This is a genomic window from Wenzhouxiangella indolica, from assembly GCF_042310355.1.
Lineage (GTDB): Bacteria > Pseudomonadota > Gammaproteobacteria > Xanthomonadales > Wenzhouxiangellaceae > Wenzhouxiangella.
In genome coordinates this window covers 39,683-62,100 of record NZ_JBHJMR010000005.1, presented here as the reverse complement: position 1 = coordinate 62,100, position 22,418 = coordinate 39,683, and the positions used below count along the sequence as shown (strand labels likewise).

Here is a 22,418-nt window from a genome sequence, read left to right as displayed (position 1 = left end):
GTTTTTGTCAGGTAACGCCGCCGCGGCGAAAGAGCGCCACGCCGAAGAATGCGAGGATTAGCAGGATCAGCCCGCCGATCGACAGGGTGGGCACCGCCAGCGGGCCGATGCCGAACCAGCCGAAAGCGTTGCCGCTGCCGCCCTGGTTGGTCTCGTTCGGCGCCAGGTGCTGGCCGGTGGCGTGCACGTCGGAGACACCCACGAAGGCGATGTTCTGGCTGCCGCCGGGGTCGAGCACCAGCTCGGCCACCTGCGGCGGTGAGCTGCTGCGGATCTGCACCGGCTGGCCGCTGGCGCCCAGGATGGTCAGCGCATTGGTCACGCGCTGCGTCAGCCCGCTCTCGAGCACGAAGCCGCCGCCGGCCGAGCTGGTCAGCGACAGCGCATTGAAAGTCGAGGCACCCATGATCAGCGAATCGTCGCCGGCATCGTCGGTCATCGACACCTGGCTGCTGCCGGCGTCGAAGGCACCATCGTTGATCCAGTCACCGCCCAGCGAGAGCGCGCCGCTGCCGCCGTCGAGCGTGCCGGTGATGATCACGTCGCCGACCGCCGAAACGGCACCGCCGCCCAGGTCGAACTGCCCGTCGATGACGAGATTGCCGCCGCCCAGGTCGAGCGCGCCCTGCCCCAGAGAGATGGCCCCGCCGCTGCCGACGGAAATACCGGCCCACGACGACCCGGCCGCTAGCAGGAGGCAGGCGGCGATGGAAAAGTTTCTGAATTTCAAAGCAATCCCCTTGCAGTAGATACCCTCTGCGAACAAGATTAGCGGAGCCCGAGCGGCGGCACAAGAAATATCGGTATGACATCGACTGAAACACCCGACATCTGCCTGGTCATGATCGTGCGCGACGAAGCGCACGTGATCGAGCGCTGCCTGGCCTCGGTCAGGCCGCTGGTCACGCGCTGGTGCATCGTCGACACCGGATCGACCGACGACACCCCCGCGCGCATCGAATCCCTGCTCGCCGACCGGCCCGGCGAGCTGCACCGGCGCGAGTGGGTCGACTTCGGCCACAACCGCAGCGAAGCCCTGGCGCTGGCGCGCAACCAAGGCGACTGGCTGCTGCTGATCGACGCCGACGAGGAACTGATCATCGACCGGGGATTCGAGCTGCCCGAACGCCGCGACATCCAGGCCTGGCAGATCCGCCAGCGCCCCGGCGGCAGCAACGAGTTCTACCTGCCGCGCCTGCTGCGCGCCGACCACCCCTGGCACTTCGAAGGCGTGCTGCACGAGTTCCTCGCCAGCGAGCAGCCGTTCCAGCAGGCCGTGCTCGAAGGCCTGTCGCAAGTCGGTCACTTCGACAGCGCCCGCAACCGCAGGCCCGCGCGGCAGAAATACCTCGAGGACGCCCGCACCCTGGCCGCCGCCCTGGACGCCGAGCCCGACAACGCCCGCTACCAGTTCTACCTGGCCCAGAGCCTGCGCGACGCCGGCGAACACGCCCGCGCGCTGGCAGCCTATCGCCGCCGCGCCGAAATGGGCGGCTGGGACGAAGAGGTCTACTGCGCGCTGTTCGAAGCCGCGCGCCTGATGGAAAAGACCGGCGCAGCGCGCGATGAAACCGTCGGCGCCTACCTAGCCGCCTGGAACAACCGCCCCCAACGCGCCGAACCCCTGGTCGAACTCGCCCGCATACACCGCGAACGCGGCGAACACGCCCTAGCCCACCTGTTCGCCACCCGCGCCGCCGACATCCCGAGGCCCCGGGACATCCTTTTCGTCGACGCCAGCGTCTACCAATGGCGCGCCAAGGACGAACTGGCCGTCGCCAGCTACTGGACAGGCAACCGAAAAACCGCCACCACCCTGGCCGAACAGCTCCTGGAAACCGAAACCCTCCCCACCCAGGAACGCCCCAGAATCCAGCAAAACCTCCAACACTTCCGCCGCTAACCCGAAAAACCAACCGACCAACCAACCGTAGGATGCGTGGAGCGCCAGCGCAACGCATCAGCCACACCCAACCGCAGCCGATGCGTTACGGCCTCCGGCCTCCACACATCCTACGAACCCAACCCCGACCCGAAACAGAACACCCAGATGAACGTAGGATGCGTGGAGCGAAGCGCAACGCATCAGCCAAACCCAAGCGGAGCCCGTGATCCGTGATCCGTGATCCGTGATCCGTGGTCCGTAAACCGTAAACCGTAAACCGCAGAATCGTCGACCGTAGGATGCGTGAAGCGAAGCGCAACGCATCAGCCAAACCCAAGCGGAGTCCGTGGTCCGTGGTCCGGAAACCGGAAACCGCGGAACCGTCTAACGTAGGATGCGTGGAGCGCCAGCGCAACGCATCAGCCAACCCCAACCGCAGCCGATGCGTTACGGCCTTCGGCCTCCACACATCCTACGAAGCCCAACAACCGTCAACGCCCCACCACCATCAGCGCCGAACCAAAACACCCAGACGACCGTAGGATGCGTGGAGCGAAGCGCAACGCATCAGCCACGCCCAATCGAAGTCCGTGGCCCGTGATCCGCAAACCGTAAACCGTAAACCCCGGTATCGTCGACCGTAGGATGCGTGGAGCGCCAGCGCAACGCATCAGCCAAACCCAACCGCAGCCGATGCGTTACGGCCTCCGGCCTCCACACATCCTAAGAAGCCCGCCTCACAGCTACGCCGACCCCCTCACGGCAAAGCCACCCCCAACGCCACCCGCGCCGCACCAAAAAACCGAAACCCAACCCGCTTTGACAACCCCACCCAACCTACCTAGAATCCCCGCCAACGCTGGCGAAAAACGGGGGATTTCCGAATCCAGCGCCTCCCGGAAACCCGATATTCGAGCGCCCCTTCCCCGTCACCACGGCCAGGCACGTTCAAGCTTGAACACCTCCTGGTTCACCGATTCCAACGGCCATTGGGGCCGCACCCAATGGCGGTAGCGTGCCCAAACCCAGCCAGAAGCACACCACTCGGCAATGCCGCAGACGAGCCCCCGGGAACCCGTTGTTTTCCCTGAACCCTGAAACCTGAACCCTGAAACCTGAACCCTTCTTAAAGCCCCCAGCCCCATGAACGAAAGAACAAACGAACAAAAGAACGAAAAAACGCGAGCGCAGCGAGCCTACACCCTAAGAAAACAGGTCATCGTCACCGGCGGCGCGGGCTTCCTGGGCAGCCATCTCGTCGACCGGCTGATCGACGACGGCCACGACGTGCTGTGCATCGACAACCTGTTTACCGGCAGCAAGGACAACATCCGCCACCTGCACAACCACCCGCACTTCGAATTCCAGCGCCACGACGTGACCTTTCCGCTCTACGTCGAGGGCGACGAGATCTGGAACCTGGCCTGCCCGGCCGCGCCCGTGCACTACCAGCACGACCCGGTCCAGACGACCAAGACCTCCGTGCACGGCGCGATCAACATGCTGGGCCTGGCCAAGCGCCTGAAATGCCCGATCTTCCAGGCCTCCACGTCAGAAATCTACGGCGACCCCACGCAGCACCCGCAAACCGAGGACTACTGGGGCAACGTCAACCCCATCGGCCCGCGCTCGACCTACGACGAAGGCAAGCGCTGCGCCGAGACCCTGTTCTTCGACTACCACCGCGAACACGGCCTGGCCATCAAGGTCGCTAGAGTCTTCAACACCTACGGCCCGCGCATGCACCCCAACGACGGCCGCGTGGTGTCGAATTTCATCATGCAGGCCCTCCAGGGCCAGGACATCACCATCTACGGCGAAGGCAACCAGACGCGCTCGTTCTGCTACGTCGACGACCTCATCGACGGCTTCGTGAACTTCATGGCCACCCCCGACGAAGTCACCGGCCCCATCAACCTGGGCAACCCGACCGAAATCACCATCCGCCAACTGGCCGAAACCGTCATCGACCTGACCGGCTCCAAAAGCCAACTGATCCACGCCCCCCTCCCGGCCGACGACCCCGTCCGCCGCTGCCCGGATATCACAAGGGCCAGGGACAAACTCGGCTGGGAGCCCACAACCGACCTGAAAACCGGCCTGAATCGCACCATCGAGTACTTCGAGAAACTCCTGGCCGACGCCAACGCCCAGGCAACGATCCGTTCCTGATCAGGGCCCTGGATGCGCTTCCCAAGACTCAACAGCGAGAATGCGCCTAATAACCGGGAAAGCGAGGGGTTTAGCTAAGCAACGCGGCCACGCTGGTTGCAATATTTATCACTATGGTAAATAATAGCCTTCGCAACATCAGCCGCTTTCCAGGATCCGTGCCCGACGCCGCTCTTACGGGCGGCAACAGGACCATCGCCAGAACCCCCATCTATGATCCCGACGAGGTGCTGGCCCTGGTTCAGACTGAAAGTGCGATGTTCTGGACGCGCAGAGCCGGCCGCGATGCGGCCAAGTGGTCACTCGACATATCGGATATTTCGCAACTCGTCGCCGCGGCGATTCAAGGCGGTCGTTTTCAGGGCGCCGAATGGTGCCAACAGAGCCCTGAAGGTCCATGGGCGGCCTGCGATTCCTGGAGCGTGACTCGGAGTGAATGGATCGAAAATGCCGGCAAGAGCGTCGACATCACCTACTACCTCAAATATGCAATCTCCCGGACCGGCTCGGTCCTGTTGATCGTCTCCAGCCACCCGGAGCACACCTGACATGAACGACTCAGCCAAGACGACCGATCGCACCTGCCCGGCCTGTGGCGAAGGCACGTTGCAGGCTCGAGCGGAAACAGAAACTGTTGAGCACCGCGGCAAAACCGGTGAACTAGAATTGCGCTATACCGTTTGCGACCACTGCGGTGCCGAACTCACCGGCGCCGAGGATGCGCGCGAGAACAAGCGCGCCATGAATGCATTCAAGAAATCAATCGACGGCCTGCTCAGCGGAGGGGAGATTCGCGCATTCCGCAAACGGCTGCGTCTGAACCAGAAGCTAGCTGCGCAATTACTCGGCGGCGGGCCAGTCGCGTTCTCCCGCTACGAGAGTGATGACATCGTCCAGAGCGCAGCCATGGATACAGCCCTTCGCCTGTGCATCGCCAGCCCCTCCAACCTGCTCACGCTGGCCCAGCAGAAAGGAATCGACCTGCCGCGCAATACCGTCGAACGAATCACCCAAAATGAAGAGGATCACCTTTTGTTCATGATTCGCACCGTTCGTGAGCAATTCGTAAAGGCATGAAATACGCAATCGTCATTGAAAAGGCAGAAGGCAACTACTCCGCTTACGTCCCGGATTTGCCTGGATGCGTGGCCACCGGCGCAACCGTGGAAGAGCTCGAGCAACAGATCCGGGAAGCGATCGAGTTTCACCTTGACGGGATGCGGGAAGACGGCGACCCGATTCGGCCGCCGAGGGCGCCAGGAATTCGTGCAATTTCTAAAAATCGCGAGAGGTTCGTGCGCTGAAGTACAGTCACACCTCTACGTAGCCCTGGATAATGGCTCGATCGACGAACTGACATTCCAGGACCTGCAGGCCCGATGCGAAACCGTGGGCAGAAGGCTCTCAGCCTTCATTGCTCACCTGAAACGAACCACCAAATAACCAGGCAGGCAACAAGCTTTGAATACCAACACACCAAAAGACCGGCCGACCCTGGTCACCGGCTCCGCCGGCTTCATCGGAAGCCACGTCACCCGCCGCCTACTCGACGCGGGAGAACAGGTCGTCGGCCTGGACAACCTCAACCCCTACTACGACCCCAAGCTCAAGGCCGATCGCCTGGCCCATTTCAAGGAGCACGAGCACTACCACCACGTCACCGGCGACCTGGCCGACCGGGACCTGGTCGAAGCCGTGTTCGACCAGCACAAGCCGAGAAAGGTGGTCCACCTGGCCGCGCAAGCGGGCGTGCGCTACGCCGCCGAGAACCCGCACGTGTACGTCAGCTCCAACGTCACCGGCACCCTGCACATCCTCGAAGGCTGCCGCCACCACGGCATCGAGCACTTGGTGTTCGCCTCGACCAGCTCGGTCTACGGCGCCAACACCAAAATGCCGTTCACCGAGTCCGAGAGCACCGAACACCCGCTCACGCTGTACGCGGCCAGCAAGAAAGCCAACGAGATGATGGCCCACAGCTACGCCCATCTCTACGACATCCCGAGCACCGGCTTACGCTTTTTCACCGTCTACGGCCCCTGGGGCCGACCCGACATGGCGCTTTTCCTGTTCACCAAGGCCATCCTGGCCGGCGAGCCGATCAAGGTCTTCAACCACGGCAAACACCGCCGCAGCTTCACCTACGTCGACGACATCGCCGAAGGCATCATCCGCATCCTCGACAAACCGCCGACGAAGAACCCCGACTGGGACAGCAACAATCCCGACCCGTCCACCAGCGGCATCGCCCCGTACCGCATCTACAACATCGGCAACGAAAACAGCGTCGAGTTGATGCGCTACATCGAAGTGCTGGAACAGGAACTGGGCAAAAAAGCCCGGATGGAAATGCTCCCCCTGCAACCCGGCGACGTCCCCGACACCGAATCCGACGTCGCCAACCTGAGCAATGCCATCGACTACCGGCCGCAGGTCAACGTCGAAGAAGGGGTGGCCAATTTCGTCAAGTGGTACCGCAACTACTACAAGGCCTAAAATAGGGTTTCAGGGTTCAGGTTTCAGGTTTCAGGGAAAACACATTGATCTTCAGGGGTTTGTAGTCGATGGGGTATCAGTCGTTTGAATCGCTTGATGTTTGGAAGCGGGGCTGTCGGCTCGCTCGGAGCGTGTACGAAGCCCTGGACGGATCTCGGGAGTTTGGCCTGAGGGATCAAATGACGCGTGCGGCGGTGTCGATCCCATCCAACATCGCGGAAGGCTACGAACGCGGCACTGACAAGGACTTCGTCCGATTCCTGAAAATCGCCCAGGGCTCAGCAGCCGAACTCAGAACCCAGGCCTACATAGCCAGATCAACAGGCTTGCTCGAACAAAAGACCGCCGACCGAATCGTCCAGGAATGCAAAGAAATCGGCGCAATGCTCCGCGGCCTGGCCAAAGCCAGGTCAAGCAAACTCAACGAAACAGACCAGGATCCCCCGGAAACCTGAAACCTCCATTTGACCCGGCAATGCCACAGGCAAGCCGCCCCCAGCAAAACCAAAGGCGAGCCGAAACTGCTTTTCCTGAAACCTGAAACCTGAAACCTGAAACCTTTATGGAAAACCAATTCGAAAATCTCCAGTCCTCCCTAACCTCCGGCCAATCCAAAATCGCCATCATCGGCCTCGGCTATGTCGGTTTGCCCTTAGCCGTCGAATTCGCCAAGAAATACAAGGTCATCGGCTTCGACATCAAAAAACCCCGAGTCGAGGAACTGCGAGCCGGCAAGGACACCACCCGCGAAGTCGAGGCGTCGGAACTGCAGGCCGTGGCCGACAACCTCGAACTGACCACCGAAATCGACGACATCACTGAGGCCAGCGTCTACATCGTCACCGTCCCCACCCCCATCGACGACTACCGACGCCCCGACCTGCGCCCCCTGCTCGCGGCCAGCAAAACCGTCGGCAAGGCGCTCAGCCCCGGCAACATCGTCATCTACGAGTCCACCGTCTACCCCGGCTGCACAGAAGAAGACTGCGTCCCCATCCTGGAAGCCGAATCCGGCCTAACCCTAGCCACCAGCGAGGCCGCAGGCGAGCAAACCCCTGAAACCTTAAACCTGAAACCTGAAACCTTCTTTGCAGGCTATTCCCCCGAACGTGTAAACCCCGGCGACAAAGCCCACAGAGTCTCCGACATAGTAAAGGTCACAAGCGGCTCAACCGCCGAAGCGGCAGATTTTGTCGACTCACTCTACGCGTCAATCGTCAGTGCGGGCACCCACAAAGCAAAGAGCATCCGCGTAGCGGAGGCCGCCAAAGTCATCGAAAACACCCAACGCGACGTCAACATCGCCCTGGTCAACGAACTGGCCATGCTGTTCCACCGCCTGGGGCTGGACACCACCTCGGTGCTCGAAGCCGCCGGCACCAAGTGGAACTTCCTGCCCTTCAAGCCCGGCCTGGTCGGCGGCCACTGCATCGGTGTCGACCCCTACTACCTGACCCACAAGGCCCAGCAGATCGGCTTCCACCCGCAGATGATCCTGTCGGGCCGGCGCACCAACGACGGCATGGGCCCCTTCGTCGCCGGCGAAATGATCAAACTCATGGCCGCCAAGGGCTGCTACCGCCCCGGCGCCCGCGTCCTGGTCCTGGGCCTGACCTTCAAGGAAAACTGCCCCGACCTGAGAAACACCCGCGTGGTCGACGTCATCAAGGCCCTCGAGCACTACAACCTGCAAGTCGACGTCCACGACCCCTGGGCCGACCCGGCCGAGGCCAAAGAAGAATACGGCCTCGACCTGACCGAATCCCCGGCCAAACAAACCTACGACGCCGCCATCCTCTGCGTCGCCCACCGCGAATTCACCCAGGCCGAAAACCCGGGCATCCGCCACTGGCTCAAACCCGAAAGCATCATCTACGACCTCAAAAGCGCCCTGCCGGCGGAAATCGTGGATGCACGCCTGTAGTCCTCGTAGCCAAACCCAACCGCAGCCGATGCGTTCCGGCCTCCGGCCTCCACACATCCTACGCCCCCCATCCAGACCAGCGCCCCCACCCCACACGGCAAAGCCGTCGCCCTAGTCACTGGCCCGTGATCCGTAAACCGTAAACCGCGGAATCATCGACCGTAGGATGCGTGGAGCGAAGCGCAACGCATCAGCCAAACCCAAGCGGAGTCGGTGGTCCGTGGTCCGTGGTCCGTGGTCCGTGGTCCGGAAACCGGAAACCGTAAACCGTAAACCGCGGAATCATCGACCGTAGGATGCGTGGAGCGCAGCGCAACGCATCAGCCCAACCCAACCGCAGCCGATGCGTTACGGCCTCCGGCCTCCACACATCCTACGCCCCCCCGCTCAGACCAGCGCCCCCACCCCACACGGCAAAGCCGTCCCCCTGGTCCCTGATCACTGGCCCGTGATCCGTAAACCGTAACCCGTAAACCGCGGAATCATCGACCGTAGGATGCGTGGAGCAAAGCGCAACGCATCAGCCAAACCCAACCGCAGCCGATGCGTTACGGCCTCCGGCCTCCACACATCCTACGCCCCCCGCTCAGACCAACGCACCCATCCAGCACGGCAAAGCCGTCCCCCAACGCCAGCCGCGCCGCACCCCGATCGCGTAACCCGAAACCCGTCGCCTGTTTTCCCTGAAACCTGAAACCTGAACCCTGAAACCTTCTTTAGACCCCCAGTGCTAAAATCTGCACCAGTTACAGTACTCGCGGCAACCAAAATGGAAAACACCATCACCGCCCAGGAAATCAAGCGACGAGGCATCGCGGCCGTCGATGAAGCGCTCCAACGCGGCCCGGTCCATGTCATCCAGCGCAACCAGCCCCGCTACGTCATCCTGAGCGAAGACGAATACCGGCGCCTGACGGATCTGCCAAGAGCGCGAACCGCGCTGTGGAACCAGCTTCTCAACGCCTCCAACGAAGCCGGACGCTCGAAGCAGGAAATTGACGAGCAGCTTCGGGAAGAACGTGGAGCCTGGGACCGTTGAACCCCATTTTCCTGGACGCCAGCGCCATCATCTACCTACTCGAGGGCGAACCAACGATCCAGCAAACAACCCGCGAAGTCCTGACAACCCTGGCCAGCGACAGCGACGACCCCGCGCTCGTGATCTCGGCCCTGAGCCTTCTGGAGTGCCGATTCCACCCCATGAGAAGCGGCGACGAAACAAGACTCGGGAAATTCAACCAATTTTTCTCGGACCCCGGCCTGACGATCATCGAGCTGGACAGCAGAGTCATTGAACAAGCCACCCGACTCCGCGCAGCACACGGCCTGAAAACACCCGACGCCCTCCAGGCAGCAAGCGCCCTGCAGCTACCCCAGCCCACGGCCTTCGTCACAGGCGACGGCGATTTCAGCAAAATCGAGGACCTAATCGTCCACCAAATCACCTAATCGCAAACAACCAACCGCCGAAACCAAGGCCAAGCATCGTCCCGGAACTCGACACGAAGCGCCATCCCGCACCCCGCACCCCCCACCCCGATCGCGTAACCCGTAACCCGTAAACCGTAACCCGCCGATTGTTTCCCCTGAAACCTTTCTTCCCCCAACCTTGACACCCCCACCACAAGTGACCACAATAAAATCCCCGAAAAATCATCCGTGACCACAAATGACCGTCTCCATCCGCGAATTGAAGGCCCATCTGTCGCAATACCTGGCCGAAGCACGCGCCGGCAAGGTGATTCGGGTCACTTCTCATCGCAAGGAAATCGCGCGCATCACCGGTGTGCCCGACACGCAGGACGACGGCCTGGCCCGCCTGCTGGCTGCCGGAGAAGCCCGCTGGCGCGGCGGAAAGCCGGCCGGCGCCCAGATCAGAATCAGTGGTCAGGGCGAACCACTGTCCACCACCGTGCTTCGGGAGCGCGGGTGATTCTGTTCCTAGACACCTCGGCCCTGGTCAAGCTCTATGTGGTCGAGGATGGCAGCGAAATCACGCACCAGGCCGCCGGACAAGCTGCCGTCCTGGCCGTCAGCCGCATTGCCTGGGCCGAGTATTACGCCGCCCTGGCGCGGCGAGCGAGAACGACCCCGGAAGACGAACCCCCACTCGACCAGGCCAGAAAAGCATTGGCCACCGACTGGGACGACTTTTTCGTCATGGAAGTCAGCCAGCCCATCGTCGAACTCGCCGGCGAACACGCTGAACTCTACGCCCTGCGCGCCTACGACGCCGTGCAACTGGCAACCGCCAGCTACCTGGCCGCCCAAAGCGGACAAAACGTCCAGTTCGCCTCCTTCGACCGCCGCCTCAACAAAGCCGCCACCGCACAAGGAATGACAACCATCTAACCAGAAACCCCACCCGCCAACGCCGATGCCCCCCCCGGAAACCGGAAACCGGAAACCGGAAACCGGAACCCGTATCGCGTAAACCGTAACCCGTACCCCGCCGCCTGTTCCCCCTGAAACCTGAAACCTGAACCCTGAAACCTTCTTTCAACCCCCGTTGACACTCCCCCACCCCCCCACTAGAATCCTTCCCAGCGCTGGAAAAAACCGGGGGGATCCGAATCCAGCGATTCCCGAACACTGAATCGCACCACCCAGCCCCCCGCTCCGCGCCCGGCCTTGTTCAATTTTGAACAGGCCGCACAATCCGATTTCACGGGCCATTGGGGCTGCACCCAATGGCGGTAGCGTGCCCGAAAGCCCCGTACCCAACAGCGAAACCCGTTTCCAGATTCTCCGCGCCCTGTCGCAGAACCCGGAAATGACCCAGCGCGAACTCGCCGGCGAGCTCGGCATCAGCCTGGGCAAAACCAACTATTGCCTGCGCGCCCTGGTCGACAGGGGTCTGATCAAGGCCGCCAACTTCAGCCGCAGCAAGCACAAGGCCCGCTACCTCTACCAGCTCACCCCCCGAGGATTGAGCGAAAAAGCCGGCCTGACCAAGCGCTTCCTGCAAAGAAAAATCCGGCAACACGAAGCCCTGACCGCCGAAATCCAGCGCCTTCGCGAAGAAATTGCCGGATAGACGGCTCGCCCAAGTCCGAATGAGACGCTGCAGAAGCAACGTTGGTTGTCACTTGACAACTCCGCGAGTTGCCCGCACAATCTCCAGTGAGAAAAAGTCACCCCGACAAAGGAATCGAGCAAGCCATCAGGCACGCCGAATCGCAAGGATGGCGCATCGAAATAAGCAAAGGTGGTCACTGCTGGGGCCGAATGTACTGCCCTTATAACGATCCCGACTGCCGCTGCGGCGTTTTCTGCATCGCCAGCATCTGGTCCACGCCGAGAAACCCGGAAGGCCACGCAAAGCAGATTCTTCGAGCCGTCGACAAGTGCACAGGATCGGATCAAGAGGAGCCAGACTCATGAACTACAACTTCTCACTGATCTTCAGGCTTCCCGAGAAGTCCGCCAATACCGACGACCTGGTCGAGGCGCTCGCTGAGTGCGGCTGCGACGACGCCATGGTAGGTACCGGTCACCCCGGCCGCATCGCACTGGAATTCGATCGAGAAGCTGAAACCGCGACAGCGGCCGTAGACTCCGCCGTTCGTGACGTCGAATCCGCGCTACCGGGAGCCGAGCTGATCGAGGCAACCCCGGATCTGGTCGGGTTGACCGACATAGCCGAAATCGCCGGCATCTCGAGGCAAGCATTGCGCAAGCTCATGCAGTCGAGGCACGACTTTCCGCGCCCGGCACATTGCGGCAACCCGTCACTCTGGCACCTGGCGCCGATGCTGGATTGGCTCGATCAGGAAGAACGGTACGACGTGGCCGAAGCACTTCGAGCCGTTTCCCAACAGACGCTTCGACTGAATACGCAAATTCAGAACCAGCAGGCCAGGATCTACGCGCCGCAACAAACAGCGACAGCTTGAAAGATGCAAGTCGTCAACATTCACGAAGCAAAGATGCACCTGTCCCGGTTGGTCGATAAAGCGGCTCGCGGAGAGAGCTTCATCATCGCCAAGGCCGGAAAGCCCATGGTCCGAGTCAGCGCCCTGGACGCCCCCGCAGGCGAGAAACATCAACGAATCGGCTTTCTCAAGGGCCGCATCGAGGTTCCGGACGATTTCGACGAGATGGGGCGTGAACAGATGCGCGATCAATCCAGACGCTGAACTCACTAGAACTCCTGACGCCACGCCCGCCAAGACCCAATGCGCCTGACAGACCACCAAATCGAAACGATCAAACAGGCCACCGCCGAAATCTTCGGCCCCGACGCACAAGTCTGGCTATTCGGCTCACGCGCAGACGACAGCCGCCGCGGCGGCGATGTGGATTTGATGGTCGAAACCGCCGACACCCCGGCAAACCCCGCCATGCTGGCCGCACGACTGTCAGCACGCGTCTCGCGCAGCATGTACGGCCGACACGTAGACGTTGTGGTGCACGCCAAAGGCGTTCCGGAGCAGTCCATCCACAAAGCCGCACGCACACAGGGAACAAGACTGTGACCGCCCCGCAGGACGAACCACGACTGCAATTCCTGGCCCGGGTGATCCAAATCGAACCCCAGCGCCAGCGCAAAGAGATACGCGAAACCCCGGTCTCCTTGGTTTCCCTGAAACCAGAAACCTTATTCCACACCGGCAACGCCGCAGGCGAGCCGACCCCGTAAACCGTAAACCGTAACCCGCGTACACTCCCAAATGTACACACCAGGTCCCAAAAAAATGCAATTCAGCATCCGCGAAGCCCGACAAAAACTCAGCCACCTACTCAAGGCCGTCGAGCAAGGCGAGGAAGTGGAAATTACGCGCCGCGGCCGCGTCGTGGCGCGTCTGACGAGCCCGCGAGAACAGCCGAAGCAAGAGCCAGGCACCATCGCCGCTGCGCGCGCCACCGAGCGCGAGGCACTGCGCAACAGCCTGCCGCCGGCAAGAACCAGCGCCGCGGACCTGATCCGCGAACTCCGCGACGAACGTGGCTGAAACGCGCGCCTATTTCGACACCAGCGTCATCGCGCCGCTCTACCGGGCAGAGCCCCTGACGACCACCGCCGAGGCACTGCAACAGCGAAGCACCAGCCTGCGCACCCTCGATGCCCTGCACCTGGCCATTGCCGCAGAAAACGGCTGGCCGATCATCACGGCCGACAAAAAGCTGCAGGAATCCGCCGAGGCCCTGGGCTGCAAAAACCACCTGGCCCAACCAGACCAGGCCCTCTGAACCACGATATTGTTGATTTCCTGGTTTTCCTGAACCCGGAACCCGGAACCCGGAACCCTGATTTACCGAGCCTTGCCCCTAAAGCCTGTGTCGCCCCAAAACCCGACGGTTTTTTCATCAGAAAAATCAGCAGCTTGTGGAAAAGCGTCCTCCAAACCGGGTGAACACTTGAACATGACACCATATACAGTGTCATAATGGGCGGCGCATGACGGTCACCGAGGCCATACAGTCCCTCCAGCAAGCCGGCGCGTCGATGCGCTGCAGCAAACTGCAGAAAATTCTCGAGTCGCTAGGCTTCGAGGTGCGAGATGGAAGCAAACAGGGACACAAAGTGGTCACCCACCCAGGCCTGGAGGAGTTCTTCTCCGCCAGCTACACCTGCGGCCACGGCAAAGACCCGGAAGTGAAGCGCAACTACGTCAGGTCAATGCTTGCTCTGGTGAAACAATACAGAGACGATCTACAAGAAATCATGGAGGATCGCGCCAGATGAACGCAAATGCCTACAACATCACCATCCGCCAAGTCGAAGTCGACGGCCAGGAGCTGTTTGAGGCCCGTGTCCGGGAGCTGCCCGACGTTGTGGATTTTGGCGACACCTGGGAAGAAGCCTACGAGCTGGCCGTGGACACCATTGAAACCACCGCCAAGATCATGGCCGAGCGAGGCCGCCGCATGCCGGAACCTGCAATCGTCGAGGACGACTACAGCGGCCGCGTCACCCTGCGCGTCCCGAAAGCGTTGCACCGCAGACTCGCCGAGCAGGCCCAACACGAAAGCATCAGCCTCAACCAGTACCTGGTATCCCTGCTCGCATTCCATACCGGCACACGATTTGCCGCGAGAACAGACAGCAACCAGCCAGTTGGACAAAAGCTGCCAGGAAAGTCAGCAGCCAAAGGCCGCAGCAGGCAGGAAATCGACCAGCAACTAGCCGAAGACCGCGGCACCTGGACCCCCTAAGCGACCCGCGACCGTGGCCGAGCAATTCGCGAATGTCAACTACCCCGCGAAGCCTCAGCCTGCTGAAAAGAAGAACTCGCTAGTAGCTTTTAAGCTACAGCCTTGCTAGAATGAAGCTGTACCGCTACCAGCGTAAGGACGGACAAGTCCCGTTCTCAGACTGGCTCAACGGGATACGCGACAAAGGCGCACAGGCACGCATCAGAATTCGCCTCCAGCGCCTGGCGGCCGGCAATCTTGGCGACATCAGGCCCGTTGGCAAAGGTGTCAGCGAACTTCGGATGCACTTTGGACCCGGGTACCGCGTATACCTCGCCCAACAAGGCGCAGCCTGGATCCTGTTGCTGAGCGGTGGTGATAAATCCAGTCAGCAAAAGGACATCGAGACCGCAAGAAGCTACCTGCAAGACTGGAAGGAGCGACAGAAGTGACAGCAGCCTCAGTTTCACATCACGAAGCCGAAATAGAGGAGCTTCGTGCAGACCGTGACCTGGCCGTCGAATACTTAAAAGCAGCTATGGAATCGCTTGATGACCCCGACGACCGGGCAGCCGGACTTCTGGCACTGCGAACCATTGCCGAAGCTTACGGCGGACTCGGCTCAGTTGCTGCCGAAGCGGGCATCAATCGCGAATCCCTTTACCGGGCCCTGTCTCCGAAAGGCAACCCGACTTTAAAGACCTTGCTAGCTGTACTCAAAACCGTCGGCATGCGCCTGTCCGTAAAGCCCATCGACCGCGCCGCCTAAGACCCGTAACCCGCAAAACCCCATGCCCCCTCGCTGGCACCAACGCCTGGACAACTACACCCGAGCCACCGCGCAACTCGACAGCGCCGTCGAACTGATGCGCACCCGGGAGCTGTCCGACCTGGAGAAGCAAGGCGTCATCCAGGCATTCGAGTTCACCTGGGAACTGGCCTGGAATCTGCTCAAGGACTACCTCACCTGGCAGGGTGATAGTGACATCACCGGTGCCCGCGATGCCATTAGAGAAAGCTTCAAGCTCGGCCTGATCGAAGAAGGCCAGGTCTGGATGTCGATGCTCCAGGATCGAAACCGCACCGCGCACACCTACAACGAGAGCACCATGCGCGAAATCCTGTCCGGCATCGAATCGCAATACCAGCCTCGGCTAAAGGCTTTGCGAGAACACTTCGAGACCCTGGCCCAGCGTCATGAATAGGCGAACTTGGGGGCTGACGCCCGATGAAATCGCCCAGATCCGAAACGTGCTGATCGCACACCCCGAAGTACAGGAAGCCGTCATCTACGGATCTCGCGCAAAGGGCAGCTACCGAGCCGGGTCCGACATAGACCTAACACTCAGGGGTACGCTGAGCTGGACCGACCTGCAAGAAATCGAAACACAACTCGACGACCTGGACCTGCCCTACCAGATCGACCTGTCAATCGAGTCGGGAATAGAAAACCAGGCCCTGCGCAAACACATACAAGCAATCGGCCAAAAACTCTACGAAAAACCCGCAACAAACCGGCCCGTAACCCGCAACCCGTAACCCACTGTTTTCGCTTTTCCTGAAACCTGAAACCTGAACCCTGAAACCTTAAGTCGCAAATGCACCCCACCCCAACCCGCCACCCCAACTCGCCACCGGCAACAGACTACGCCCTGGCACCAAGACAGCTATGCGACTTGGAACTACTAACCAACGGCGCCTTCGCCCCCCTAACCGGCTTCCTGGGGGAAGAAGACTACGAGTCGGTATTAGAGGGAATGCGCCTGGCCGACGGCCAACTGTGGCCGATGCCGATCACCCTGGACGCCCCCGAAACCTTCGCCAAAACCATCGACACTGGCGAGACCATCGGCCTGCGCGACCCCGAAGGCGTCCTGCTGGCCACCATGCAGGTCAGCGACATCTGGCAACCCGACCGCCGCGCCGAAGCCGAGGCCGTCTACGCCACCACCGACGCCAACCACCCCGGTGTGGCCCGCCTGCTCGAGCGCACGCATCCTTACTACATCGGCGGCAAGGTCGAGCTCGTCCAGCCGCCGCTGCACTACGATTTCGTCCACCTGCGCCACACCCCGGCTGAACTCAAGGCCTGGTTCAGGAAAATGGGCTGGGAGCGCATCGTCGCCTTCCAGACGCGCAACCCCATGCACCGCGTCCACCAGGAACTGACCTTCCGCGCCGCGCGCGAAGTGGAAGCCAACCTGCTCATCCACCCGGTCGTGGGCCGCACCCAGCCCAACGACATCAACCATTTCACGCGGGTGCGCTGCTACGAGCACATCCTCAAGCGCTACCCCGAGCAGACCACCGCCCTGTCGCTGCTCAACCTGGCCATGCGCATGGCCGGCCCCAGGGAGGCCCTGTGGCACGCCCTGATCCGCGCCAACCACGGCTGCACGCACTTCATCGTCGGCCGCGACCACGCCGGCCCGCGCAACCCCAAAACGGGCGAGGGCTACTACGGCCCCTACGACGCCCAGGAACTGATCGCCGAACACGAGCGCGAAACCGGCATCACAATGGTGCCGTTTCGCGAGATGAAGTACGTCGAAACCCGCGCCCAGTACGTCCCGGCTGACGAAATCCGGCCCGACGACCAGGTGCGCGAAATTTCCGGCACCGAAATCCGCCGTCGCCTGAGCGAGGGCCTGGACATCCCCGAGTGGTTCAGCTACCCGGAAGTCGTCGCCGAACTGCGCCGCACCCACCCGCCGAGAGCCAAACAGGGCGTGACCATCTTCTTCACCGGCCTGTCCGGCTCGGGGAAGTCAACGCTTGCCAACGCCCTGCAGGTCAAGCTGATGGAACTGGGCGGGCGCCAGACCACCCTGCTCGACGGCGACATCGTCAGAAAGAACCTCTCGAGCGAACTGGGCTTTTCGAAAGAACACCGCAACCTCAACATCCTGCGCATCGGCTATGTCGCCAGCGAAATCACCAAGAACGGCGGCATCGCCATCTGCGCCCCCATCGCGCCCTACACCGCCACAAGACGCGAAGTACGCGACATGATCGAACCCCACGGCGGCTTCATCGAAATCCACGTCTCCACACCGCTTGAAGTGTGCGAACAACGCGACCGCAAGGGCCTGTACAAGAAAGCGCGCGAGGGCATCATCAAGGAGTTCACGGGTATCTCCGACCCATATGAAGAACCGGAGAATCCCGAACTGGAAATCAACACGGCTAACGTCCAACCAGACAAGGCCGTCCAGCAAATCCTGCTCAAGCTCGAGCACCTCGGCTACCTGACGGGCCAGACTGTACTGCATTGAACTGGCGTTACGCGCACAACGCAATCAAAACGGCATGACCGACGCAAATTCCACCTGGCAAGGCAAGCACGGCCCGCTATTGATCGCGGAAGTCGGCGGCAATCATGAAGGTGATTTCGAGTACGCACTACACCTGACAGACCTTGCCATTGACTCCGGCGCGGACTGCGTCAAGTTCCAGCTCTACACGGGCGACAGCCTGGTCAGCCCGGTCGAATCTCCTGATCGAAATGCACATTTCCAGCGATTCGAACTGAGCCGAGAACAGCACCTGGAGATTGCGGAGCGATGCAAGACCGCGGACGTGCGCTATGCCGCGTCCGTCTGGAACCCGGACATGCTCGAATGGATCGATCCGTATCTTGATCACTACAAGATCGGATCCGGTGATCTGACGGCCTGGCCGATCATCGAAGCATTCACCCGGAGACAAAAACCGCTGCTGTTGTCTACCGGACTGGCGACACTCAATGAAACCCTGGCGACCATCCGATTCATCGAAGAATGCAATCCGGCGTATCGCGACCCTGAAATGATCGCCGTGATGCAGTGCACGGCCATGTACCCGATCGATGACACCGATGCGAACCTGCGCGTCATGGATACTCTGCGCGAGGCCACCGGCCGTCCCGTCGGCTATTCAGACCATACGCGAGGCACGCAAGCGTTGACCCTTGCTGCAGCTCGCGATGCGCAGGTGCTGGAATTTCATTTCACGGACTCGAGGGAAGGCAAGAGCTTTCGCGACCACAAGGTCTCGTTGACTCGTGATGAAGTCAAGGCACTACGGGAACAACTGGACCAGTTTTCCGAATTGCTCGGAAGCGCAGATAAACAGCCTCTACCCTGCGAAATCGATCCCGGCCACGTGACCAGTTTCCGCCGCGGCCTGTATTCCCGTGTTGATCTCAAAGCCGGCGAAGAAATACAGCAGGAACACCTCGTCGCCCTGCGCCCCAATCACGGCATCGACGCCCGGCGATACCGCGACATCATCGGCAAGCGCGTCAAACGCGACACCCGAGCACTCGAAGCACTGGACGTAGAAGAATGAGCCCTACCGGAAACCGGAAACCGGAAACCGGAAACCGTGCTTTCATCCCCCAGACCAACCTGCAGCTCTACCGCGCCATGCGCGACTGCGACCATCCAGAAAAAGCCGTTCAGACCGCCAACCAGGCCTGGCTACTGGCCATCGAGGGCACGGCAGGCATGTTCCGCGGTTCGGGCAAGCCATTCGCCTGTCACTTGGCCGGCGTCGCCGGTCTGCTCTGCCTGGCCGGGCAGAAGGCACCCGTCGTCATCGCGGGCATCCTGCACGCCATGTATCAGCGCCGGGTGCCCTTCCAGGGGCTATCGCTGTCCCAGCGCAAGGAACGACTGGCTGCCCTGTTCGGCGAGGAATGCGAACGCCTGGTCAGCGAGTACCACGATTTCGAGGTCGAGCGCCTGGAGGAATGGACCGACGAGGCCTTGCGGGACAAGGGCGCCGTCGTGCTGATGCGAGTGGCCGACGACCTCGAAGACATGCTCGACGACGCGATCGATCTTCACGGCAGCCCGGAAGACCCCGACGATGTCCGTGGGGGCGCGGCCGCAAGACGCTCGAAAGCCCTTGGCCTCGGCCCGGAACTCAAGCGCGCAGCACGAGTGCTCGAATGCGATTTTCTCGAGCAGCAGCTCGATTTCTGGCTCAGCCGCCTCGAAGCGCGACAGAGCCCATCGTTCGTACGCACCGGGCAGTACAGCAGCTTTTCGGTCGCCCTCGACCGCCAATGAACACGACAGGTTCAGCCATCGCTTCCCCCGAGGTACTCCACGAAGTTGCCGAGTGTCCGCTTTGCGGCAGCGCTGCGCGCGAGACGCACTCGGTTTCCAGCCCCAACCTCTACTCGGAAAAGCTGGCCGAGCTGGCCGGAATCGGGGAATCTGAGCTGATCGAACAACTGTCCAATGTCCAATGCGTTTCTTGCGGGCTCGTCTACAAGCGCCGCTGGTTCTCCCGATCGCTCCTGGAGACCCTGTTTCGCGAGGCCGTTCCCTGGCACCCCAAGGGCTGGGACGCCATTTCCGGACGGTTCACGCCGGACAACTTCTTCGCCGAGCTCGAACTTTACGAATCAACTCTGCAGGCGCAGGACAAAGAGCAGGCCGCGAGATGGCGCCGAGCGCTGCTTTCCATCATCGACTCCATTCCGGCGCTGGACAACCACCCCGAACGCCCGGCCATCGACTCAGCCATCGAACGCGGCGACTGCGACGCTGTGCGTGAGAAGGAAAGCCTGATCCGCTCGACGATGGACGAACCGGCGCCCTTCAAGCGCTTCGCGGGCTTTCGCTCTCGCCAGATGTGGGACTGGTGCCTGGAGCGGACCGGAGCCGTGAAAGCCTACGCCGAAGTTGGCTGCCCCCTGTGGGGCATGTTGCCAATCGCCAAATCGCGAATCGAACGCGTTGCATTTCTCGCTAGACCCGAGCCGAACTACTGGGGCAACGCGTGTCGCATGGAAGGTCAGGGATGCACTGTGGCCCTGCGATGTGAAACAGGTATCGAGCAGCAGGACTGGGACGCAGTCGAACGGGGCGAATTCGACCTGATCGGCCTGTTCCAGTACCTCGACCATCTCGAGAACCCGTTTGCTTTCATGAAAGAGCTGTTCATCCGCGCCCGATCATGTGCACTGGTTCTCGATCATTTCAGCCAGCCCACCGCCATTCAGCACTTTACCGGCTGGACCCCTCGAGCGATCGAATGGTTGGCCAACAAGTTCGGCAAGCGCGTCGACGACGGCTTCGAACCAATCCAGGCCTCGGGCAACCGGCTCTATCTGCTGACCTGATCTCGATGACTTCCCGGACTGCAACTGACGGCCAGGCTCAGCAGACAAAGCCATCAACTGGTCAGGCAATCCATGCACTGGCAAAGCGCCTTTGGCCGATCAACCGCTCGATCTCCGGACCGGGTCTGCGCGAGACCCTGGGTATCATTAAGGAACTGCTCCCGGATCTGCGGCTGATGGAGGTGCCATCGGGCACTCGGGTATTGGACTGGATCGTTCCCGACGAGTGGGAGATCCGGGAGGCCTGGCTAGAAGGCCCCGATGGCGAGCGCATCGTCGACTTCAAGGACAACAACCTGCACGTCGTGGGCTACTCCGAGGCAGTAGATCAGAAGATGGGCCTCGAAGAGCTGCAGTCACATCTGCACTCGCTACCCGATCAGCCACAAGCCGTTCCTTACGTGACGTCCTATTACAGCCGTACGTGGGGCTTTTGTCTGTCCGAGAACCAGCGTCAGGCATTGAAACAAGGCACCTACCGGGCCTACATCGACGCGCGGCACTTCGAAGGCAGCATCACGCTTGGCGAACTGATCATCCCGGGCGAAAGCGAAGACGAAGTCCTGCTTTCAACGTATTGCTGCCACCCCTCGATGGCCAACAACGAGCTTTCCGGCCCTTGCCTGACCGCCTATCTTGCTCAGTGGATTCAGTCAGCTCCCCGACGCTATACCTACCGGATCGTTTTCGTGCCGGAGATGATCGGGTCGATTGCCTATCTGGACAGCCGGCTCGATACGCTCCGAGAGAATGTCGTGGCAGGATTCAATATCACCTGCGTCGGAGATGAACGCAGCTGGTCCTACCTGCCTTCTCGCCACGGCGCCACGCTGTCGGACGCAGTCGCGCTCCATGTCCTGAAGCATGAAACCGCAGGATTCACACGATACAGCTGGCTCGACCGCGCCAGCGACGAAAGCAACTACTGCGCCCCGGGCATCGACCTGCCCGTGGCCAGCGTGATGCGCTCGAAGTACGGCGAATATCCCGAGTACCACACCTCCGAGGATGATCTCGAAAACGTGGTTACGGCAGAAGGTCTCGGCGGCTCCTTCGCGCTGTACAAACGAATGCTCGAAGCGCTTGAGAGCCACTGCTATCCGAGATGTCTCGTACTGGGCGAACCGCAGCTTGGACGTCGCGGTCTCTATCCTTCCCTCAGCAAGAAGCGCAGCACCGAATCGGTGCGCCCAATGCTTGATGTGCTTTCGCTCTCGGATGGCACATGCAGCCTCGTCGACCTGGCAGACCACCTGTCGCTTCCGGCATGGGAAATCGACGGAATCGTCTCGCTGCTGGAAGCAAACGGCCTGATCGAGAGAGGTGTTGACCCGGCGAATACAGGCAGGAGCACACACTGAACAAACTCGTTGTGCAACGGGAGGATCTCCAAGCCCGGAACATCGCACCTCCAGAAGCGCGTATTCACCCGATTTTCAAGTCTGGGCAATCACACGGCAGTCGCCCCGGAAATCCCTTGCTGCGGAGGCGAGCAAGAGCAATGTGGCACATGACGCCCAGCCGGAGCGACAAGCGCATTACGCTCACGCCCGAGTTGCAACAGAAGATCAGCCGGCACTATCGCGCCTCCAATGAACGGCTGCAGCGTGAGCTTGGCCAGGATCTCCACGAGCTCGGCTACTTCCCGCATTGAGGACTGCTGCCCTGAAGCGTTCACCAAGACTGGG

Annotated in this window: 31 protein-coding genes and 1 pseudogene; 31 read left to right on the top strand and 1 reads right to left on the bottom strand. The window is 61.2% G+C overall.

Features of this window, described 5'->3' with window-relative positions:
* Window positions 1-7: 7 nt before the first annotated feature.
* Window positions 8-730: a hypothetical protein gene (locus ACDC67_RS07825; protein WP_376692054.1), complete on the bottom strand. Its 723-nt coding sequence runs from the start codon at window positions 728-730 to the stop codon at window positions 8-10.
* A gap of 75 nt (window positions 731-805) precedes the next feature.
* Between ACDC67_RS07825 and ACDC67_RS07820 the strand changes: the two genes are divergently transcribed.
* From ACDC67_RS07820 to ACDC67_RS07670, 31 genes and pseudogenes are all read left to right on the top strand, one after another.
* Window positions 806-1,903, top strand: a complete 1,098-nt coding sequence (locus ACDC67_RS07820) for a tetratricopeptide repeat-containing glycosyltransferase (RefSeq protein WP_376692053.1) — start codon at window positions 806-808, stop codon at window positions 1,901-1,903.
* Window positions 1,904-3,028: 1,125 nt separating this feature from the next.
* Window positions 3,029-4,057, top strand: a complete 1,029-nt coding sequence (locus tag ACDC67_RS07815) for a UDP-glucuronic acid decarboxylase family protein (RefSeq protein WP_376692051.1) — start codon at window positions 3,029-3,031, stop codon at window positions 4,055-4,057.
* Between the two features lie 158 nt (window positions 4,058-4,215).
* Complete coding sequence (locus ACDC67_RS07810) at window positions 4,216-4,605, top strand: hypothetical protein (RefSeq protein ID WP_376692049.1); 390 nt, start codon at window positions 4,216-4,218, stop codon at window positions 4,603-4,605.
* Between the two features lies 1 nt (window position 4,606).
* Entirely contained in the window at window positions 4,607-5,134 is a 528-nt protein-coding gene (locus ACDC67_RS07805; protein WP_376692047.1) for a type II toxin-antitoxin system MqsA family antitoxin, read from the top strand.
* Window positions 5,131-5,361, top strand: coding sequence for a type II toxin-antitoxin system HicB family antitoxin (locus ACDC67_RS07800; protein WP_376692046.1), 231 nt, complete (start codon window positions 5,131-5,133; stop codon window positions 5,359-5,361). Before ACDC67_RS07805 ends, ACDC67_RS07800 begins: the two co-directional genes overlap by 4 nt.
* Window positions 5,324-5,500, top strand: coding sequence for a four helix bundle protein (locus tag ACDC67_RS07795; RefSeq protein WP_376692045.1), 177 nt, complete (start codon window positions 5,324-5,326; stop codon window positions 5,498-5,500). The genes ACDC67_RS07800 and ACDC67_RS07795 overlap by 38 nt, the downstream gene beginning before the upstream one ends.
* Before the next feature lie 18 nt (window positions 5,501-5,518).
* The gene (locus ACDC67_RS07790) at window positions 5,519-6,553 is read left to right on the top strand and encodes an NAD-dependent epimerase (protein WP_376692043.1); all 1,035 of its coding nucleotides are present in this window, start codon (window positions 5,519-5,521) and stop codon (window positions 6,551-6,553) included.
* Window positions 6,554-6,621: 68 nt separating this feature from the next.
* Window positions 6,622-7,008 (top strand): four helix bundle protein, encoded by a 387-nt coding sequence (locus ACDC67_RS07785; RefSeq protein ID WP_376692042.1) that lies wholly within the window; start codon window positions 6,622-6,624, stop codon window positions 7,006-7,008.
* Window positions 7,009-7,115: 107 nt separating this feature from the next.
* On the top strand, window positions 7,116-8,477 hold the full coding sequence (locus tag ACDC67_RS07780; RefSeq protein ID WP_376692040.1) for a nucleotide sugar dehydrogenase: 1,362 nt from the start codon (window positions 7,116-7,118) through the stop codon (window positions 8,475-8,477).
* A gap of 769 nt (window positions 8,478-9,246) precedes the next feature.
* The gene (locus ACDC67_RS07775) at window positions 9,247-9,516 is read left to right on the top strand and encodes a type II toxin-antitoxin system Phd/YefM family antitoxin (protein WP_376692039.1); all 270 of its coding nucleotides are present in this window, start codon (window positions 9,247-9,249) and stop codon (window positions 9,514-9,516) included.
* A complete protein-coding gene (locus ACDC67_RS07770) occupies window positions 9,513-9,926 on the top strand; it encodes a type II toxin-antitoxin system VapC family toxin (RefSeq protein WP_376692037.1) in 414 nt (137 codons plus the stop codon). The genes ACDC67_RS07775 and ACDC67_RS07770 overlap by 4 nt, the downstream gene beginning before the upstream one ends.
* Window positions 9,927-10,146: 220 nt before the next feature.
* The gene (locus tag ACDC67_RS07765) at window positions 10,147-10,410 is read left to right on the top strand and encodes a type II toxin-antitoxin system Phd/YefM family antitoxin (RefSeq protein ID WP_376692035.1); all 264 of its coding nucleotides are present in this window, start codon (window positions 10,147-10,149) and stop codon (window positions 10,408-10,410) included.
* Window positions 10,407-10,829: a type II toxin-antitoxin system VapC family toxin gene (locus ACDC67_RS07760; RefSeq protein ID WP_376692033.1), complete on the top strand. Its 423-nt coding sequence runs from the start codon at window positions 10,407-10,409 to the stop codon at window positions 10,827-10,829. Before ACDC67_RS07765 ends, ACDC67_RS07760 begins: the two co-directional genes overlap by 4 nt.
* Window positions 10,830-11,178: 349 nt before the next feature.
* Entirely contained in the window at window positions 11,179-11,514 is a 336-nt protein-coding gene (locus tag ACDC67_RS07755) for a MarR family EPS-associated transcriptional regulator (RefSeq protein WP_376692031.1), read from the top strand.
* 343 nt (window positions 11,515-11,857) lie between these two features.
* Window positions 11,858-12,373 carry a DNA-binding protein gene (locus ACDC67_RS07750; protein WP_376692030.1) on the top strand — a complete coding sequence of 172 codons (516 nt, stop codon included), beginning with the start codon at window positions 11,858-11,860 and terminating at the stop codon, window positions 12,371-12,373.
* Window positions 12,374-12,376: 3 nt separating this feature from the next.
* Window positions 12,377-12,616: a type II toxin-antitoxin system Phd/YefM family antitoxin gene (locus tag ACDC67_RS07745; protein WP_376692028.1), complete on the top strand. Its 240-nt coding sequence runs from the start codon at window positions 12,377-12,379 to the stop codon at window positions 12,614-12,616.
* 39 nt (window positions 12,617-12,655) lie between these two features.
* Window positions 12,656-12,955 carry a nucleotidyltransferase domain-containing protein gene (locus ACDC67_RS07740; protein ID WP_376692026.1) on the top strand — a complete coding sequence of 100 codons (300 nt, stop codon included), beginning with the start codon at window positions 12,656-12,658 and terminating at the stop codon, window positions 12,953-12,955.
* A gap of 219 nt (window positions 12,956-13,174) precedes the next feature.
* Window positions 13,175-13,432 carry a type II toxin-antitoxin system Phd/YefM family antitoxin gene (locus tag ACDC67_RS07735; protein WP_376692024.1) on the top strand — a complete coding sequence of 86 codons (258 nt, stop codon included), beginning with the start codon at window positions 13,175-13,177 and terminating at the stop codon, window positions 13,430-13,432.
* The gene (locus ACDC67_RS07730) at window positions 13,425-13,670 is read left to right on the top strand and encodes a PIN domain-containing protein (protein WP_376692022.1); all 246 of its coding nucleotides are present in this window, start codon (window positions 13,425-13,427) and stop codon (window positions 13,668-13,670) included. Before ACDC67_RS07735 ends, ACDC67_RS07730 begins: the two co-directional genes overlap by 8 nt.
* Before the next feature lie 208 nt (window positions 13,671-13,878).
* Window positions 13,879-14,166, top strand: a complete 288-nt coding sequence (locus tag ACDC67_RS07725) for a type II toxin-antitoxin system HicA family toxin (RefSeq protein WP_376692021.1) — start codon at window positions 13,879-13,881, stop codon at window positions 14,164-14,166.
* The gene (locus ACDC67_RS07720) at window positions 14,163-14,636 is read left to right on the top strand and encodes a toxin-antitoxin system HicB family antitoxin (RefSeq protein ID WP_376692020.1); all 474 of its coding nucleotides are present in this window, start codon (window positions 14,163-14,165) and stop codon (window positions 14,634-14,636) included. The genes ACDC67_RS07725 and ACDC67_RS07720 overlap by 4 nt, the downstream gene beginning before the upstream one ends.
* Before the next feature lie 110 nt (window positions 14,637-14,746).
* Entirely contained in the window at window positions 14,747-15,067 is a 321-nt protein-coding gene (locus ACDC67_RS07715) for a type II toxin-antitoxin system RelE/ParE family toxin (RefSeq protein ID WP_376692018.1), read from the top strand.
* On the top strand, window positions 15,064-15,384 hold the full coding sequence (locus ACDC67_RS07710; RefSeq protein WP_376692017.1) for an addiction module antidote protein: 321 nt from the start codon (window positions 15,064-15,066) through the stop codon (window positions 15,382-15,384). Before ACDC67_RS07715 ends, ACDC67_RS07710 begins: the two co-directional genes overlap by 4 nt.
* A 22-nt stretch (window positions 15,385-15,406) precedes the next feature.
* Window positions 15,407-15,820 (top strand): nucleotidyltransferase substrate binding protein, encoded by a 414-nt coding sequence (locus ACDC67_RS07705; RefSeq protein ID WP_376692015.1) that lies wholly within the window; start codon window positions 15,407-15,409, stop codon window positions 15,818-15,820.
* Window positions 15,813-16,154: a nucleotidyltransferase family protein gene (locus ACDC67_RS07700; protein WP_376692013.1), complete on the top strand. Its 342-nt coding sequence runs from the start codon at window positions 15,813-15,815 to the stop codon at window positions 16,152-16,154. The genes ACDC67_RS07705 and ACDC67_RS07700 overlap by 8 nt, the downstream gene beginning before the upstream one ends.
* A gap of 95 nt (window positions 16,155-16,249) precedes the next feature.
* Window positions 16,250-17,890, top strand: a pseudogene (locus ACDC67_RS07695) (bifunctional sulfate adenylyltransferase/adenylylsulfate kinase); the annotation flags it as partial.
* 34 nt (window positions 17,891-17,924) lie between these two features.
* The gene (locus ACDC67_RS07690; protein WP_376692012.1) at window positions 17,925-18,944 is read left to right on the top strand and encodes an N-acetylneuraminate synthase family protein; all 1,020 of its coding nucleotides are present in this window, start codon (window positions 17,925-17,927) and stop codon (window positions 18,942-18,944) included.
* Window positions 18,941-19,669, top strand: coding sequence for a DUF6817 domain-containing protein (locus ACDC67_RS07685; protein ID WP_376692010.1), 729 nt, complete (start codon window positions 18,941-18,943; stop codon window positions 19,667-19,669). The genes ACDC67_RS07690 and ACDC67_RS07685 overlap by 4 nt, the downstream gene beginning before the upstream one ends.
* On the top strand, window positions 19,666-20,730 hold the full coding sequence (locus ACDC67_RS07680; protein WP_376692009.1) for a hypothetical protein: 1,065 nt from the start codon (window positions 19,666-19,668) through the stop codon (window positions 20,728-20,730). The genes ACDC67_RS07685 and ACDC67_RS07680 overlap by 4 nt, the downstream gene beginning before the upstream one ends.
* 5 nt (window positions 20,731-20,735) lie before the next feature.
* Window positions 20,736-22,091 (top strand): DUF4910 domain-containing protein, encoded by a 1,356-nt coding sequence (locus tag ACDC67_RS07675; RefSeq protein ID WP_376692007.1) that lies wholly within the window; start codon window positions 20,736-20,738, stop codon window positions 22,089-22,091.
* Window positions 22,092-22,240: 149 nt separating this feature from the next.
* Window positions 22,241-22,384, top strand: a complete 144-nt coding sequence (locus tag ACDC67_RS07670) for a hypothetical protein (protein ID WP_376692006.1) — start codon at window positions 22,241-22,243, stop codon at window positions 22,382-22,384.
* Window positions 22,385-22,418: the final 34 nt, after the last annotated feature.

Bases quoted from the DNA above. Each gene is read 5' to 3' on its own strand.
- ACDC67_RS07750 (WP_376692030.1), top strand. From the start codon at position 11,858: ATGAACTACAACTTCTCACTGATCTTCAGGCTTCCCGAGAAGTCCGCC.
- ACDC67_RS07670 (WP_376692006.1), top strand. From the start codon at position 22,241: ATGACGCCCAGCCGGAGCGACAAGCGCATTACGCTCACGCCCGAGTTG.
- ACDC67_RS07820 (WP_376692053.1), top strand. From the start codon at position 806: ATGACATCGACTGAAACACCCGACATCTGCCTGGTCATGATCGTGCGC.
- ACDC67_RS07785 (WP_376692042.1), top strand. From the start codon at position 6,622: ATGGGGTATCAGTCGTTTGAATCGCTTGATGTTTGGAAGCGGGGCTGT.
- ACDC67_RS07745 (WP_376692028.1), top strand. From the start codon at position 12,377: ATGCAAGTCGTCAACATTCACGAAGCAAAGATGCACCTGTCCCGGTTG.
- ACDC67_RS07765 (WP_376692035.1), top strand. From the start codon at position 10,147: ATGACCGTCTCCATCCGCGAATTGAAGGCCCATCTGTCGCAATACCTG.
- ACDC67_RS07705 (WP_376692015.1), top strand. From the start codon at position 15,407: ATGCCCCCTCGCTGGCACCAACGCCTGGACAACTACACCCGAGCCACC.
- ACDC67_RS07700 (WP_376692013.1), top strand. From the start codon at position 15,813: ATGAATAGGCGAACTTGGGGGCTGACGCCCGATGAAATCGCCCAGATC.
- ACDC67_RS07715 (WP_376692018.1), top strand. From the start codon at position 14,747: ATGAAGCTGTACCGCTACCAGCGTAAGGACGGACAAGTCCCGTTCTCA.
- ACDC67_RS07680 (WP_376692009.1), top strand. From the start codon at position 19,666: ATGAACACGACAGGTTCAGCCATCGCTTCCCCCGAGGTACTCCACGAA.
- ACDC67_RS07780 (WP_376692040.1), top strand. From the start codon at position 7,116: ATGGAAAACCAATTCGAAAATCTCCAGTCCTCCCTAACCTCCGGCCAA.
- ACDC67_RS07675 (WP_376692007.1), top strand. From the start codon at position 20,736: ATGACTTCCCGGACTGCAACTGACGGCCAGGCTCAGCAGACAAAGCCA.
- ACDC67_RS07735 (WP_376692024.1), top strand. From the start codon at position 13,175: ATGCAATTCAGCATCCGCGAAGCCCGACAAAAACTCAGCCACCTACTC.
- ACDC67_RS07775 (WP_376692039.1), top strand. From the start codon at position 9,247: ATGGAAAACACCATCACCGCCCAGGAAATCAAGCGACGAGGCATCGCG.
- ACDC67_RS07815 (WP_376692051.1), top strand. From the start codon at position 3,029: ATGAACGAAAGAACAAACGAACAAAAGAACGAAAAAACGCGAGCGCAG.
- ACDC67_RS07805 (WP_376692047.1), top strand. From the start codon at position 4,607: ATGAACGACTCAGCCAAGACGACCGATCGCACCTGCCCGGCCTGTGGC.
- ACDC67_RS07740 (WP_376692026.1), top strand. From the start codon at position 12,656: ATGCGCCTGACAGACCACCAAATCGAAACGATCAAACAGGCCACCGCC.
- ACDC67_RS07690 (WP_376692012.1), top strand. From the start codon at position 17,925: ATGACCGACGCAAATTCCACCTGGCAAGGCAAGCACGGCCCGCTATTG.
- ACDC67_RS07685 (WP_376692010.1), top strand. From the start codon at position 18,941: ATGAGCCCTACCGGAAACCGGAAACCGGAAACCGGAAACCGTGCTTTC.
- ACDC67_RS07800 (WP_376692046.1), top strand. From the start codon at position 5,131: ATGAAATACGCAATCGTCATTGAAAAGGCAGAAGGCAACTACTCCGCT.
- ACDC67_RS07725 (WP_376692021.1), top strand. From the start codon at position 13,879: ATGACGGTCACCGAGGCCATACAGTCCCTCCAGCAAGCCGGCGCGTCG.
- ACDC67_RS07720 (WP_376692020.1), top strand. From the start codon at position 14,163: ATGAACGCAAATGCCTACAACATCACCATCCGCCAAGTCGAAGTCGAC.